This is a genomic window from Aldersonia sp. NBC_00410 (assembly GCF_026342035.1).
In the GTDB taxonomy this organism is placed as follows: Bacteria; Actinomycetota; Actinomycetes; order Mycobacteriales; family Mycobacteriaceae; genus Aldersonia.
In genome coordinates this window covers 289,737-304,496 of the sequence record NZ_JAPENM010000001.1, presented here as the reverse complement: position 1 = coordinate 304,496, position 14,760 = coordinate 289,737, and the positions used below count along the sequence as shown (strand labels likewise).

The following is a 14,760-nucleotide window of genomic DNA, read 5'->3' as shown; positions in this document are numbered from 1 at the left end:
TCGCGCCCGTCTTCCACCGACAGGAGCTGCCGTGACCAGCGAAAAGATTCAACGGGTCGGCGTCATCGGCGCCGGACAAATGGGTGCAGGCATCGCGGAGGTGTGCGCTCGCGCGCACGTCGACGTGCTGATGTACGAGCAGACTCGTGAGCTCGCCGCTGCGGGCCGTGCTCGAATTCTGCGCTCGCTCGACCGAGGCGTGAGCAGCGGGAAGATCACCGAGCGCGAGCGGGAGCAGGCCGCCTGGCGGCTGCGCTTCACCTCCGATCTCGGCGACTTCGCCGACCGGCAGCTCGTCGTGGAGGCCGTCGTCGAGGACGAGAAGGTGAAGACCGACATCTTCGCCGAACTCGACCAGGTGGTCACCGACCCCGACGCAGTACTCGCGTCGAATACGTCGTCGATCCCGATCATGAAGCTCGGCATCTCGACCAAGGCGCCCGAACGCGTCATCGGAATGCACTTCTTCAACCCGGTGCCGGTGCTGCCGCTCGTCGAGCTCGTCACCACCCTCAAGACCAGCACCGCCGTGTCGCAGCGCGCCGAGCGGTTCGCCGCCGAGGTGCTCGGCAAGCAGGTGGTCCGATCTGCGGACCGGTCCGGCTTCGTGGTCAACGCACTGCTCGTGCCCTACCTGCTCTCGGCAATCCGCATGGTCGAGTCCGGCTTCGCGACCAAGGAAGACGTCGACAAGGCGATCGTCCTCGGCCTCGCGCACCCGATGGGGCCGCTCGCACTGACCGACCTCGTCGGACTCGATACCGTGAAGTCGATCGCGGACTCGATGTACGCCGAGTTCAAGGAGCCGCTCTACTCGCCGCCGCCGCTGCTCATGCGCATGGTCGAGGCCGGGCTGCTTGGCAAGAAGACCGGCGCGGGCTTCTACACCTACGAGAACGGCCGCGTCGCAAAGTAAGACAATTTGCGGGTGAGTGGATAGTGGGATCGGCGGGAGCCGGTCTCACCGTCCGCTCGCCCGCGCTCGTCTCGCAGTGAAGGGAACGGTCATGGCCAACGTTGCCGACGGATTCGGATCCAGCGTTCTCGGCTACCCGCGCATCGGTGCACACCGTGAGCTGAAGTACGCCCTGGAGGGCTACTGGCACGGCAGCCGTAGCAAGGACGAGTTGCTCACGGTCGCCCGTGACATCACCGACGACACCATCTCGGAGCTGGCCGCCACCGGACTGACCCAGGTCCCGGGCAACTGGTTCTCCCTCTACGACCACGTCCTGGACAACGCGCTGTTGTTCGGCGCGGTCCCGACGCGGTTCAAGCCGCTGCGCGAGACCATGGGCGCGCTCGACTTCTATTTCACGATGGCTCGCGGCAAGCCGGATTTCCCGCCGCTCGAACTGGTGAAGTTCTTCGGGACCAACTACCACTACCGCCAGCCGGAGGTCGACGAGACCACCGAATTCTCGCTGCACGCCGAGGGGCTGCTCGACGAGTTCGACCGGTCGTTGAAGCGCGGTATCGAGCTACGCCCGGTCGTCATCGGCCCGGTCTCGCTGCTGCTGCTGTCCAAGGTCGGCCAGGCCGGTCCCACCCCCGAGTCCGGAGCCATCGACCAGGGCGGCTTCGACAAGCTGAGCCTGCTCGACAAACTGCTGCCCGTGTACGAGGAATTGTTCGAGATCCTCGCCAAGCGGGGTGCGACGTGCGTGCAGCTCGACGAGCCGTGGTTCACCGGCGACCGGCCGCCCGCCGAGCTGGCCGCGTTCGAGCGCGCCTACCAGCGGCTGTCCACCTCCGCAATGCGACCGCGCATGCTGGTCACCGGGCAGTACGGCGACTTCGGTGAAGCACTCGCGATCCTCGCGGCATCGAAGGTCGAGGCCATCGGGCTCGATCTGGCGAGCCACCGGCTGCGTCCGGAGGACCTCGCGAAGATCCCGGGTATCAAGCGCAAGCGTCTCTACGCCGGCGTGATCAGTGGCGACAACGTGTGGCGCGCGGATCGCCACGTCACGCTGAGCTACCTCAACGACCTCGCCAAGGTGTGCCCCGACCTGGTGGTGTCCACTGGGACGACGCTGCTGCACGTCCCCTACGACGTGCTCGCCGAGTACGACATCGACGGCAATGTCGCCGACCGCCTCGCGTTCGCCAAGCAGAAGGTCGGCGAGGTCGTCTCGCTCGCCAAGGCGCTCACCGAGGGCCCGTCCGACAAGTGGCGCAAGCGGCCCACCGAAGTGCACTTCAAGCAGAAGCACGCCGTTCGTCAGCGGGTGTACGCGATCAAGCCGGAGATGCGCGAACGCGAGCCCTACGAGGTGCGCCGCGCCGCCCAGCAGGAGAAGCTGAACCTGCCGACGGTTCCCGCCACCACGCTGGGTTCCTTCCCGCAGACCGACGCCATCAAGAAGGCGCGCTACGAGCTCGGCCAGGGCCGGCTCGGGTGGGAGGAGTACTACAAGCGCATCCAGGTCGAGATCGAGAACACGATCCGGCTGCAAGAGAACATCGGACTCGACGTGCTCGTGCACGGCGAGCACGAGCGCAACGACATGATCCAGTACTTCGCGGAGCTACTGGACGGGTTCGCGAGCACGCACTTCGGCTGGGTTCAGGTCTATGGTTCGCGCAGCGTGCGGCCGCCGATCATCTACGGCGACGTGTCCCGTCCCGCGCCGATGTCGGTCGAATGGAGCACCTATGCCCAGTCCTTGACCGACAAGCCGGTCAAGGGCATGGTCACCGGACCGGTGACGATGGTGGCGCGGTCGTTCGTCCGCCAGGACCAGCCGCTCTACGAAACCGCCGATCAGGTGGCGCTCGCCATCCGCGACGAAGTGGTTGATCTGGAGAAGGCCGGGATCGCCATCATCCAGGTCGACGAGCCGGCGATCCGCGAACTGCTCCCGCTGCGCGCGAAGGGCCGCGCGGAGTACCTGCGCTGGGCGGTCGGGGCGTTCAAGCTGGCCACCTCGGGGGTCAAGGCCGAGACGCAGATTCACACCCACCTCGGTTACTCCGGGCTGTCCGAAGTGGTCGGTGCGATCGAGCAACTCGATGCCGACGTCACCGCGATCGTTGCCACCCGATCGATCGAATGGGTGCTGGAGGCGCTCAAGGGCGATGTCAGCGTCGGTACCGGCCTCACGCGCGGGGTCGGACCCGGTGTCTACGAGAGCCGGTCGGCCCGAATCCCGGACATCGACGAGCTCGACGAGCTGCTCACCAAGGCATCCGAGTCGATCGATCTCGACCGGTTGTGGGCCAATCCGGACGGCGGCCTGAAGACCCGCCACTACTGGCAGCTCGAGCCGTCCTTGCGCAACCTCGTCGCCGCGGCACGCCGACTGCGGCGGCGCGCCGAGAAACTGCAGAAGGCGGAGCAGGCACACTCCTGACGCGCGTGCTCGCCGGAGTGTGCGATTTGCGGGACATAGGCTCCGGCTGTACTGATTGAGCCATGAGCAGTGCTGCCGCCTATGCCGTTTCCGCGCCTGGGGCCGGGTTCGAGAAGATCACCATCGAGCGTCGTGACCTCGGTCCCAAGGACGTACTGATCGACATCAGGTTCGCAGGTATCTGTCACTCCGACATTCACACCGCCCGCAACGAATGGGGTGCCACCCGCTATCCGTGCGTGCCGGGCCACGAGATCGCGGGCATCGTCGCGGCCGTCGGATCGCAGGTGCGCACGCATAGCGTCGGCGACCGGGTGGGCGTCGGCTGCATCGTCGACTCGTGCGGCGAGTGCGAACCCTGCCGGGACGGCGACGAACAGTACTGCGCCAAGGGCGCATTGATGACCTACAACGGTCGACTTGCCGACGGCCACACCTTCGGTGGCTACGCGACGCAAGTCGTGGTCACCGAAGGCTTCGTGCTGTCCATCCCCGACGAGATCCCGCTCGATGCCGCGGCTCCGCTGCTGTGCGCCGGAGTCACGCTGTACTCACCGCTGATGAACTGGGGCGCCGGCGCCGGCACGCGCGTCGCGATCGTCGGCATGGGTGGGCTCGGGCATGTCGGGGTGAAGATCGCGAACGCGCTCGGCGCCGAAGTGACAGTGCTGAGCCAGTCGTTGAGCAAGCGTGCGGACGGGCTGCGCTTCGGCGCCGCCGAGTACTACGCGACGAGCGACCCGGAGACCTTCACACTGCTGCGCAAGCGGTTCGACCTGATCATCAACACCGTGTCGGTGAATCTCGATATCGACCGGTACCTGTCGATGCTCGCGGTGGATGGCACGCTGGTCGAACTCGGCATGCCCGAGAAGCCGATCAGCGTGCGTGTCTCCTCGCTCGCCAACGGCCGCCGTGCACTGGCCGGATCGATGATCGGTGGCATTGCGCAGACCCAGGAGATGCTCGACTTCTGCGCCGAACACGGCATCACGGCCGAGATCGAACTGATCTCCGCGGACCGGATCGACGAGGCCTACGACCGCGCCGTGTCGAGCGACGTGCGGTACCGCTTCGTCATCGACACGGCGACAATCTAGCCGGGTCGCCGGCGCGACGATTCAGCCGGGCCGCTACTCCAGTTCCTTGCGCAGCTGGGCCAGGGTGCGGGTGAGCAGTCGGGAGACGTGCATCTGCGAAATGCCGAGCTTCTCGGCGATCTGGGTCTGGGTCATGTTGCCGAAGAAGCGCAGCAGCACCACCGTGCGTTCACGTTCCGGCAGTGCGGCCAGCAGCGGGCGCAGGGCCTCGTGGTTTTCCACGTTTTCCAGTGCGGCGTCGTAGTCGCCGAGCGTGTCGACGAGGGACACTTCCTCGGTGCGATCGCCGGCCGGGCGGTCCACCGAGACGGTTTGATACGCGTTTCCGGCGATCAGGCCCTGGGCGACTTCTTCGGGGTCGAGGTCGAGTTCGGCCGCGAGTTCGCTGACCGTGGGTGAGCGGCCGAGCCGCTGCGACATCTCACCGGTCGCGCGGCTCAGCGCGAGATGCAGTTCCTTCATTCGGCGCGGCACCCGGACGGCCCAACCGGCATCGCGGAAGTGCCGACGCACCTCACCCATGATCGTCGGCACCGCGAACGATACGAAGTCGAAGCCGCGCTCTACGTCGAACCGATCGACGGCGTTGACCAGGCCCACCCGCGCGACCTGAACGAGATCGTCATGCGCTTCGCCGCGGCCGTCGAAGCGGCGGGCGATGTGCTCGGCGAGCGGAAGGCAGCGGGTCACCAACTCGTCACGCAAACGTGCCCGACGCGGATCATCCGCATCGAGACTCGCGATCTCGGCAAATTTCTGTTTGACGTCGTCGTACTCGTCCGCCTGACGAGACGGGCGTTGGTTGGTCACGCTGGGCCGCTGCCTCTGCCGGGCGCGCCGTCCAGTTCCGCGCCGGCCACGCCGACGATCGATTGCTTGGTGAACTCGATCGTCGACAGGAAGGCATCGGTCCCGTTCGGGGTCGGCGTCTGATGTAGATCGACCGAGTCGGTCAGAGTGGTCAGCACATGCCAGCCGAAGCCACGCCGCGACGGCGGCACGGTCTCACCGATGGGAGTGCAGACCGACATCCAGAGGTGACCCGGTTCGACAAGAAACTTGCATATCAGCTGGGCACGCGCTTGCGCCCGAACGATGAGGAACGAAGCAGCCTCATCGGCGGCGAGACGGACGTCGGCAATCTCATCGAGGTCGAAGTTGCACTGGGCCGCCATCGTGGCAGCAACTGCCCTGATCACGCCAAGCTGCCCGGGATCTGCGCGCACCCGCAATTCCACGGCCGCGTCGGTGTCTTGCAGAGTCACACCTACCACCTTGATCCCAGCCGCGGCGTTGCCGATTTTCCCGAGCTCAGCTGCCCGGCGTTCGGTGTTGGAAGCGGTCTGCGTTGTGAACGGATACCGGACATGCCGATGTCATACCCGGACCACCGAATACTAACCGCGCTGCTGCGAGCCGCGATGCGCGCGGTCACGACGGCCGTCACCTTTCCCTCGGGTCAGGCGAGGGCGCGGGCGAACAACGCGAGGAACGGTCGGTGATTGGGCCGGCCGATCCGTCGCAGCGGCATCGAATCCTGCGATGCCGCGATCCATTCGGTGCGGGTGATCATGTCGAGGCGCAGTCGGTGCCCGCACAGCTGGGCGACAACGTGCAGGTACAGGGTGCCGGTGCGGCCGTTGCCCTCCCGGAACGGGTGCGTGTGGTTGTAGTCGGCGTACAACCGGGACAGCCAGTAACCGAGTTGGGCGGTGTCGGGTCGCACGCTGTACACATGGGTGCTGAGCTCGTCGAGGTCGGCGAGCCGCTGATCGAGGTCGTCGACCCTGGCGAAAATCGATTCGCCGCGGCGGATCTCGGTGATCCGCAGGTGACCGGCCCATGGATACACATCGGCGAAGACGTGTTGATGGAGCGCGTGCAGGTCGAGGTCGGCAGTGGAGAGTAAGCCGGCGGCGATCCGAGCGTGAAACTGCGCGAGCCTGCCCGCGGTGGCGACGAACTCCAGATCGCGCAGCGGGGGCGGTGTGTGAAGTGCGAAGTTGTTGCGCAGCACCGTCGTTCCCGGCCAATAGTAGGGACGGCGACGAGCGAACAGCGGCGGCCGGACGCGGGTGCCTGGCGGATCGACGTACCGGGCGCGGTACTTCGCAAGGTAGTCCCCGAAGGGGGTTGCGCCGGTGAGGAGCGCGGTGAGATCGGCGACGTGCTCCGGCGTCGGCTGCCAGCCCTCGAACCGTTCGGTGGCGAGGGTCTGGGTGAGCGCGTGGTCGAGCGCGGGCCCCGGCGTAATCAACCGAACGCGGCCGTGGTCGCGAGGTAGGCAAGTTTGCGGCGCATCCCGGCGATCTCTCCGCCGATTGCCCGTAGGGCCGCGCGGTCCTGCGGCGACATCGTCGACAGCGTGACGACGTCGGTGCACGGCCGACCTTCGATCCAGTCCTTGGCTCGGTACCGCCAGCGCAGCCGCATGGTGATGGCGAAGCATTCGCGCAGGGTCTGCGCGTCCTGCTCGCCGAGTCGATCGGTTCCCGCCGCCGCATGCAGGCGATCGATGGTGGACACCGCCGCCGAGCCCGCGCCGAGCGCGGCCCAGCGCGCGATAGCGACGACCGGTTCCAGCGCGGCGGCCTTGAGGTCGACGATGTCGTCACCGGTGGTGAACACCTTGAGCCGGGACGGGACGCCGGACCGGTGCGCGGTCGCGTCCTGCAGTATCAGCCGGCTGCATTCGGGATGCCGGTGGACCGCGGCCGCGGTGTCGGCGCGCAGCACCCCGGGGCCGTCCGCGTCGAGGGTGCTCGTCGCGTCCGCGAGCAATCCGGTCATGACGATGCCACGGTCCGCGCGCGGCTCGCTCGTCCAGCGGTCGATGCCGGCCGCCCATTCGGTGGCGGTGCGGCAGAACCGGCCACGGCTCGCCACCGCGCCCTTGTCGTCGCCGTGCAGGCCGAGCCGTTCGAGGAGTTCGTGTACCTGCGCTGCACGGTCGGTGGCTTCGCGGACGCGGCCCGATTCGTTGTCGGCGAGGACGAGCAGCGAATCGATATCCGAGCCGGGCAACGCCTCGCCGCGTCCGGTGCTGCCCGAGACGTGCCAGTCCCAGTCGATCGGCGTGGTGCTGGTCGTGATTCGGGCGGCGGTGGCGACCGCGGCGCGGACCAGGGCCGACCAGGACTCGGCGATCCGGGTGGCCGGGGTGTGCGCGGACAACGCCGCGACGACCGCGTCGCGGCCGAGGGCCATTGCGGCGGCGAGTTGGCGTTCGTCGGCTGCGGCGGCGGCGCGCTCTCCTGCGTCGCCGAAGCTCGGCTCTCCTGCATCGCCGAAACTCGGCTCGAGTGGCATGCGGCGATTCTTGCAGGCGCGCCGCGGCGTGAGCATTCGGTTACATATCGCTAACTTTCGCGTGACCGCGAGGTCATGGCCGTGAAGGAATCTATCAATCGACAGGTAAGGGTCGATGTCGATCCCCGCCGAAGCTCCACCCTCCGACCCCACCGAATCAAGAGGCCATCCATGACAACGACCGCCACTACCGGCGACATGTCGGCCGACCGCACGAACAAATCGTCGGCCGCCGACTCCAACGATCTGTCCGAATTCGGCTACGACCAGCAGCTGCACCGCTCGCTCGGAAAGTTCGAGTCCTTTGCCGCCGGATTCTCCTTCGTGTCCATCCTGACCACGATCTTCCAGCTGTTCGGCCTCGGTTTCGGCTTCGGCGGTCCGGCCTTCTTCTGGACCTGGCCTGCGGTCTTCCTGGGCCAGTTCTTCGTCGCGCTGTGTTTCGCCGAACTCGCGGCGCGCTACCCGATCTCGGGCGCCATCTACCAGTGGTCGCGCCGCGTCGGCGGCGAGGTGATCGGCTGGTTCGGCGGCTGGTTCATGATCCTGGCGCAGATGGTCACCGCGTCGGCGGCGGCGATCGCGCTGCAGGTGGTGCTGCCGTCGATCTGGTCCGGCTTCCAGGTCATCGGTGACGATCCCGACCTCACCTCGCCCAGCGGCGCGCAGAACGCGGTGCTGCTCGGCTCGGTCCTGCTTGTGTTCACCACGATCATCAACTGCATCGGCGTGAAATGGATGTCGCGGGTCAACACCGCCGGCGTGCTGTGCGAGCTGGTCGGCGTGGTCGCCGTGATCGGCGTCTTCTTCACCCACGCGCAGCGGGGTCCGCAGGTGGTGTTCGACACCGGCACCCCCGGTGATCAGCCCGGCTACATCTGGGCCTGGATCGTGTCGGGCCTGATGGCGGCCTATGTCATGGTCGGCTTCGGGTCGGCGGGTGAACTCGCCGAGGAGACCCGCAATCCACGCCGGGTCGCGCCACGCACCATTCGGCTCGCGTTGTCGGTGTCCGCGCTCGGCGGTGGACTGATGCTGCTCGGCGCATTGATGGCCGCACCCAGCCTGACCGATGGACGGCTCGCCTCCGAAGGCCTGCCCTACGTGCTCGAGTCGGTGCTGAGCTCGCCCTGGGGCACGGTCCTGCTGATCGATGTATGCATCGCAATCACCATCTGCACCTTGGCAATTCAGACGGCGTGTTCGCGGCTGATGTTCTCGATGGCCCGGGACAACCGGCTGCCCGCCTCCGCGCTGCTGTCGCGGGTGAATCCGCACACCGGTACCCCGATCTGGCCGTCGGTGCTGATCGGACTCGCGTGCATCGGCATTCTGGTGGTCAACGTCGGCAACTCTGCGATCTTCGCGACCCTGGCCAGTGTGTGCATCATCCTGATCTACCTCGCCTACCTCACGGTGACCGCGCCGCTGCTCTACCAGCGCTTCAAGGGGTGGCCGCAGCAGCGCAACCTGGTCGACGCCGAAGGCAAGCCGCTGTTTTCGCTCGGCCGGCTCGGCATCGTGGTGAACATCCTCGCCGTCGCCTACGGCACGGTGATGGTCGTGAACCTTGCCTGGCCACGCGCCGAAATCTTCAATCCCACGGGCGAATACCCGATTCTGCAATGGGCCGGACCGCTCTCGATCATCGCAGTGGTCGCGGTCGGCGCAATCTGCTTCCCCCGTGGCAAGACCCACCCCAAGCCCGTCACGATCGGAGCCTGACTGTGTCCACCGCAACAACCACCGGAGCCAAGGAGCACGCCCGCGCACAGGCCGGGACCATCACCGACTCGATGCCGGTGGTGCCGGCGCGCAACTGGCCCGAACCGCCCGCCGACCTCGACCCGACCCTGCTCACCTGGGCCGAGACGGTGCCGGGCGGCCGGTACACCGCCAAGGTGCTCGGCCGCGGTACCCGGCTGCGGCTGCACGATGTGCACGGCAATGGCTGCGCGCACCTGATGGCGTGGCGCGCCGATGCACCGTGGGAGCGGCTCAACGTGGCCGACACGGTGAAGGTGCCCTGGCAGGCGTACCTCGGCGCCGGTCACCCGCTGCTGTCGGACCAGGGCAACGTGCTCGCCACGATCGTCGCGGACACCTCCGGGCAGCACGACGCACTGTGTGGCACCACCACTCTCGCCGGCAACACTGCCAAATACGGTGCCGGTGCACCGGAATCGGGATCGCCTGCGGGCCGGGAACTGCTCGCGCTCGCCGCGCTCAAGCACGGTCTGTCGCGTCGCGACATCGCGCCGACGGTGTCCTTCTTCCACGGTGTCCGCGTCGATGCGGACGGATCACTCGCCTCCACCGGGTCCGCCGGTGCGGGAACCCATGTCGACCTCCTCGTACACCTGCCGATCGTCGTGGCGATCGCCAACACCGCCCACCCACTGGACCCGGCGCAGGGATTCGAGGTGGGATCGGTCGAGGTATTGGCCTGGTCCGCGCCCGGTGATCTGGTCGACCTCACCGCCCGCATCGGTGCCACCGAACCGGAATACCAACGCGCCTTCCATAATTCCGAGGACGTCTGGCACGCCGCCCACCCCGCCAGGCTGAGCGCAGCGAAGTCCCGAATCCCTACCGCCGAGGAGTCTTTGTGAGCACCGCAGTGACCGTCGATTTCGCCACCGCGCCCGCCGAGTCGCTTGCGCTGGTCCCGGGCACCGTCGTGCTCGACGAAACAGTCCGCGCCCGCGGGCCGTGGTCCGCGATCGTGCGCGCGGGTGACATCCTCACCATCGTCGACCTGCGTGGCAACCAGGCCGTGGACACCCTGTTCTTCGGTGCGGACGACCACACCGTCCGCTACAGCGCTCCGGTCACGATTGCCATGCAGGGCAACGTCTTCCTGAGCACCGGCAGCGTGCTGCGCGACGCCGACGGGGCGGCGCTGATGACCATCGTCGCCGACGAGGTCGGCAACCACGACACCATCGGTGGCGCGTGCTCGCAGGAGTCGAACACACTGCGGTACGGACACCACACCAAGCATCAGCACGCGTGCGTGGAGAACTTCATCGGCGAGGGCGCGCGGTGGGGGCTGACCAAGCGGGACATGGTGAGCAACATCAACTTCTATATGAATGTGCCCGTCGATCCGGATGGTTCGCTCGGCATCGTCGACGGGCTCTCCGCACCGGGCAAGCGACTCGCGCTGCGCGCCGAGATCGACACGCTGGTGTTGGTATCGAATTGCCCGCAGATCAACAACCCGTGCAACGGTTTCGACCCGACGCCGGTTCGGATGATCGTCACCAGCCCCGACCAGGGCAATACGAAATGACCGTCATCGAGGTGGTCCGGCCGGGCATGTCGACCACCGTGCAGGACTGGCCGGGCCGGGTCGGCTACTGGCAGGTGGGCGTCCCGCCGTCCGGGCCGATGGACGACCTGTCGTTCCGCCTCGCCAATACTGCGGTCGGAAACGACGAAGGCGCAACGGGATTCGAGGCTACCCTGGGCGGCCCAGCCCTGCGCTTCGACACCGACACCTGGGTGTGCGTCGCCGGCGCACCCGCACCGGTCACGGTCGGCGGGCAGCTGCGACCGATGTGGCAGCCGGTGCTCGTGCCTGCCGGCGAGGTGCTCGACATCGGCATGGTCGCCGGACCGGGCCTGCGTATCGCCGTCGCCATCGCGGGCGGCGTGTCCGCGGAGATCTACCTGGGCAGCGCGTCCACCTTCACGATGGGCAAATTCGGCGGTCACGAGGGACGTTCGCTGCAGGTCGGCGACAAACTGCGCTCGGCGGGCGCTGCCACCGGTCCGCGGCGGCGGATCGGCGCCGACGAGCAGCCCGCGATCGCCTCGCGCTGGGAGCTTGCCGTCACCGTCGGCCCGCACTCCGCGCCGGAGTTCTTCACACCCAACGACATCGAGACGCTTTACACGACCGACTACGAGGTGCATTTCAATTCCGACCGCACCGGTGTGCGGCTGATCGGGCCGAAGCCGGAATGGGCCCGTCCCGACGGCGGCGAGGCCGGACTGCACCCGTCCAATATTCACGACAACGCGTACTCCGTCGGCGCGCTCGACTTCACCGGTGACACCCCGATCCTGCTCGGTCCGGACGGTCCGAGCCTGGGCGGCTTCGTGTGCCCGGTAACCGTCACTGCGGCCGACCGCTGGAAGCTCGGCCAGCTCGCGCCGGGGGCGACCGTACGCTTCGTTCCCGTCCGCACCGAACATGCCGCTCCGGCAACCGAACTCGGCGCCCTCCGACGCGCATCGGCACCTGCGGTGTTCTCTGCCGGCGGTGACGAGGACGGCGGTATTCTGGGCCGTGGCCGCACCGCGGACGGCGAGGTGGAGATCACCTACCGGCGCAGCGGTGACGACAACATCCTCGTCGAATACGGCGAGATGCGCCTCGACCTCGAACTGCGCGCGCGGGTGCACGCGCTGCACACCGCACTCGACGAGCAGGCTCCCGGCGGGCTGATCGATCTCACTCCCGGCGTGCGTTCGCTGCAGATCAAGGTCGACCCGGCCCGGCTGAGTCAGCGCAAGCTCGCCGACCTGCTGGCCGAGACGGAAGCGGCGCTGCCGCCGGCGGAACAGTTGGTGGTGCCGAGTCGCACCGTGCGGTTGCCGCTGAGTTGGGACGACCCGGCCACCCGCGAGGCGATCCAGCGGTACATGCACGGCGTCCGCTCCGACGCGCCGTGGTGCCCGTGGAATATCGAGTTCATCCGCCGAATGAACGGTCTGGACAGTGTCGACGACGTGCACCGGGTCGTCTACGACGCCGAGTATCTCGTGCTCGGTCTCGGTGACGTCTATCTCGGCGCGCCGGTTGCGACACCGCTGGATCCGCGCCATCGCCTGGTCACCACGAAGTACAACCCGGCGCGCACCTGGACGCCGGAGAACGCGGTCGGTATCGGCGGGGCCTACCTGTGCATCTACGGCATGGAGGGCCCGGGCGGATACCAGTTCGTCGGTCGCACCACACAGGTGTGGAACCACCGGCATCCCGAGCCGGCGGGCGGGTTCGAGCCCGAACATCCCTGGCTGCTGCGCTTTTTCGACCGGATCAGCTGGTACCCCGTATCCGCGGAGGAACTGACCGACCTGCGCGCCGACATGGCCGCCGGGCGGGGCACCGTGGATATCACCGACGGCGAGTTCTCGCTCGCCGAGCACGATCGGTTCCTCGCCGCGAACGCCGCCGACATCGATGCGAAGCGGACGAGGATGGAGCAGGCCCGCGCCGAGGAACGTCAGCGCTGGGCCGATGCAGGCGAATTCGCCGCGCCGCGAAAGGAGTCCGTGTGAGCAGGGTTGCCGACACGTACGAGGCGATTGCGGCCAGCGGTCGCAGCGAGGTCTTCCTGACGCTGCGTCCGCAGCACGAGGTCGAAGCCGACTATCGAGCCTCGCTCGCCGCCGAGGGGCCGCTGGCCGGGCAGATCCTCGCGGTGAAGGACAATGTGGACGTGGCAGGGTTGCCGACCACCGCGGCCTGCCCCGGCTACGCGTACACCCCGGAGCGGGATGCGGCCGCGGTCGCCGCGCTGCGTGCCGCGGGAGCCGTCGTCATCGGCAAGACCAACCTCGATCAATTCGCGACCGGGCTGGTCGGCACCCGCAGTCCCTATGGCGCCGTTCGCGATTCCGCACGGCCCGAACATATTTCGGGTGGATCGAGTTCGGGTTCCGCGGTGGCCGTCGCGCTGGGGTTCGCCGATATCGCGATTGGCACCGATACCGCCGGATCGGGGCGGGTGCCGGCCGGACTGCAGGGGATCGTAGGCATCAAGGCGACCGTCGGCGTGGTGTCCACCGGCGGCGTCGTGCCGGCCTGCGAAAGCTACGACTGTGTCACGATTTTCGCTCGCGACCTCGTCAACGCGGAGAACGCGATGGCGGTCATGGCGGGTGGCGCGCCCGGTCGGGCGTGGCCCGCGAACATCGCGGTCGCGGCGCCGCCGACCGCGCGTGTCGCGATTCCTGCCGAGCTGCCCGCGCTCGACGATGCGTGGCGCGCGGCCTTCGCCCGCGTCGTGGCGCGGCTCGATGAACTCGGCATCGAGACGGTCCCGGTCGACCTCACGCCGTTCCTGGCCGCCGCACGGCTGCTCTACGACGGCGCGCTCGTCGCGGAGCGCTGGGACGCGGTGGGCGACTTCGTCTGGAACGCCGGCCCGCAGGCGGGCATCGACGACACGGTCGGTTCGATCATCTCCGGCGGTGGGCGCTTCGGCGCTGCGGACTTGCTGCGGGATCGTCGCCGCGTCGCCGAGTTGCGCGCCGAGGCGTTGGCGAGCCTGCACGGCTGCGATGCGCTACTCGTGCCGACCGCGCCCGCCCACCCGACCATCGCCGAGGTCGCCGCCGACCCGATCGGGGTCAATTCGCGGATGGGCACCTACACCAACTTCTGCAACCTCTTCGACATGTGCGCCGTGGCCATCCCGGCCGGGACCGTCGACGAGGGCGCGCGCGGCGTCGCACAATTCGGCGTCACGCTGCTCGCGCCGGCATTCGGCGATGCGGTGGTGGCAGATCTGGCACGCGCGGTCGTCGTGGTGGATCGGGCCATGCCGTCCTGGCCCGAGCGAGCCGGTGCGCCGACCTGCGAACTCGCGGTGTTCGGTGCCCATCTACGCGGCCAGCCGCTGGAATCCGAGCTGACCGGCCGCGGCGCGCGATGGGCGGGCGAGGTGCGCACGGCACCGCAGTACCGGCTCAAGGCGCTGGACACGACGCCGACCAAGCCGGGCCTGCTGCGCACCGAATCGGGCGGCGCGGCCATCGCGGGGGAGCGCTGGGTGCTTTCCCCGGCGGCGCTCGGTGCGTTCCTCGCGGCGCTGCCTGCGCCGATGATGCTCGGCTCGGTCGAACTCGACGACGGCACCTGGATCACCGGATTCGGCTGCGACCACGCCGCGGGACTCGGCGGCGAGGACATCACCGCGCATGGCGGCTGGGTGGCGGCGCGCGCCGGGGTTGGCGCCGCACGGGGCGTGCGGTAGGGA

The 14,760-nt window shown here is 68.1% G+C and carries 12 protein-coding genes; 8 read left to right on the top strand and 4 right to left on the bottom strand.

Annotated elements, in window-relative coordinates; translation table 11 throughout:
• Positions 1-31 precede the first annotated feature (31 nt).
• From OG921_RS01415 to OG921_RS01405, 3 genes are all read left to right on the top strand, one after another.
• On the top strand, positions 32-916 hold the full coding sequence (locus OG921_RS01415) for a 3-hydroxybutyryl-CoA dehydrogenase (RefSeq protein WP_266110547.1): 885 nt from the start codon (positions 32-34) through the stop codon (positions 914-916).
• Positions 917-1,007: 91 nt separating this feature from the next.
• Entirely contained in the window at positions 1,008-3,356 is a 2,349-nt protein-coding gene (gene metE, locus OG921_RS01410; RefSeq protein ID WP_266110546.1) for a 5-methyltetrahydropteroyltriglutamate--homocysteine S-methyltransferase, read from the top strand.
• Positions 3,357-3,418: 62 nt separating this feature from the next.
• Positions 3,419-4,456: an NAD(P)-dependent alcohol dehydrogenase gene (locus tag OG921_RS01405; protein ID WP_266110545.1), complete on the top strand. Its 1,038-nt coding sequence runs from the start codon at positions 3,419-3,421 to the stop codon at positions 4,454-4,456.
• Positions 4,457-4,489: 33 nt separating this feature from the next.
• Here OG921_RS01405 and OG921_RS01400 read toward each other — a convergent pair whose 3' ends face one another.
• The 4 genes from OG921_RS01400 to OG921_RS01385 all read right to left on the bottom strand — a co-directional run bounded on the left by OG921_RS01400 (position 4,490) and on the right by OG921_RS01385 (position 7,765).
• Entirely contained in the window at positions 4,490-5,266 is a 777-nt protein-coding gene (locus tag OG921_RS01400; protein ID WP_266110544.1) for a SigB/SigF/SigG family RNA polymerase sigma factor, read from the bottom strand.
• Complete coding sequence (locus OG921_RS01395; protein WP_266110543.1) at positions 5,263-5,721, bottom strand: ATP-binding protein; 459 nt, start codon at positions 5,719-5,721, stop codon at positions 5,263-5,265. The genes OG921_RS01400 and OG921_RS01395 overlap by 4 nt, the downstream gene beginning before the upstream one ends.
• Positions 5,722-5,915: 194 nt before the next feature.
• Complete coding sequence (locus tag OG921_RS01390; protein ID WP_266110542.1) at positions 5,916-6,713, bottom strand: Fic family protein; 798 nt, start codon at positions 6,711-6,713, stop codon at positions 5,916-5,918.
• Positions 6,710-7,765, bottom strand: a complete 1,056-nt coding sequence (locus OG921_RS01385) for a putative nucleotidyltransferase substrate binding domain-containing protein (RefSeq protein WP_266110541.1) — start codon at positions 7,763-7,765, stop codon at positions 6,710-6,712. Before OG921_RS01385 ends, OG921_RS01390 begins: the two co-directional genes overlap by 4 nt.
• A 198-nt stretch (positions 7,766-7,963) precedes the next feature.
• Between OG921_RS01385 and OG921_RS01380 the strand changes: the two genes are divergently transcribed.
• The 5 genes from OG921_RS01380 to atzF are packed head-to-tail and all read left to right on the top strand — an operon-like array spanning position 7,964 to position 14,757.
• Positions 7,964-9,490 carry an amino acid permease gene (locus tag OG921_RS01380; protein WP_266111023.1) on the top strand — a complete coding sequence of 509 codons (1,527 nt, stop codon included), beginning with the start codon at positions 7,964-7,966 and terminating at the stop codon, positions 9,488-9,490.
• Positions 9,487-10,377, top strand: coding sequence for an urea amidolyase associated protein UAAP1 (locus tag OG921_RS01375; protein ID WP_266111022.1), 891 nt, complete (start codon positions 9,487-9,489; stop codon positions 10,375-10,377). The genes OG921_RS01380 and OG921_RS01375 overlap by 4 nt, the downstream gene beginning before the upstream one ends.
• The gene (locus OG921_RS01370) at positions 10,374-11,060 is read left to right on the top strand and encodes an urea amidolyase associated protein UAAP2 (protein ID WP_266110540.1); all 687 of its coding nucleotides are present in this window, start codon (positions 10,374-10,376) and stop codon (positions 11,058-11,060) included. Before OG921_RS01375 ends, OG921_RS01370 begins: the two co-directional genes overlap by 4 nt.
• Complete coding sequence (locus tag OG921_RS01365) at positions 11,057-13,057, top strand: 5-oxoprolinase/urea amidolyase family protein (protein ID WP_266110539.1); 2,001 nt, start codon at positions 11,057-11,059, stop codon at positions 13,055-13,057. The genes OG921_RS01370 and OG921_RS01365 overlap by 4 nt, the downstream gene beginning before the upstream one ends.
• Positions 13,054-14,757: an allophanate hydrolase gene (gene atzF, locus OG921_RS01360; RefSeq protein ID WP_266110538.1), complete on the top strand. Its 1,704-nt coding sequence runs from the start codon at positions 13,054-13,056 to the stop codon at positions 14,755-14,757. The genes OG921_RS01365 and atzF overlap by 4 nt, the downstream gene beginning before the upstream one ends.
• Positions 14,758-14,760: the final 3 nt, after the last annotated feature.

What these genes read in the sequence shown, in the direction of transcription:
- OG921_RS01385 (WP_266110541.1), bottom strand. Translation starts at nt 7,765, where the DNA reads ATGCCACTCGAGCCGAGTTTCGGCGATGCAGGAGAGCCGAGCTTCGGC.
- OG921_RS01365 (WP_266110539.1), top strand. Translation starts at nt 11,057, where the DNA reads ATGACCGTCATCGAGGTGGTCCGGCCGGGCATGTCGACCACCGTGCAG.
- OG921_RS01405 (WP_266110545.1), top strand. Translation starts at nt 3,419, where the DNA reads ATGAGCAGTGCTGCCGCCTATGCCGTTTCCGCGCCTGGGGCCGGGTTC.
- OG921_RS01380 (WP_266111023.1), top strand. Translation starts at nt 7,964, where the DNA reads ATGTCGGCCGACCGCACGAACAAATCGTCGGCCGCCGACTCCAACGAT.
- metE (WP_266110546.1), top strand. Translation starts at nt 1,008, where the DNA reads ATGGCCAACGTTGCCGACGGATTCGGATCCAGCGTTCTCGGCTACCCG.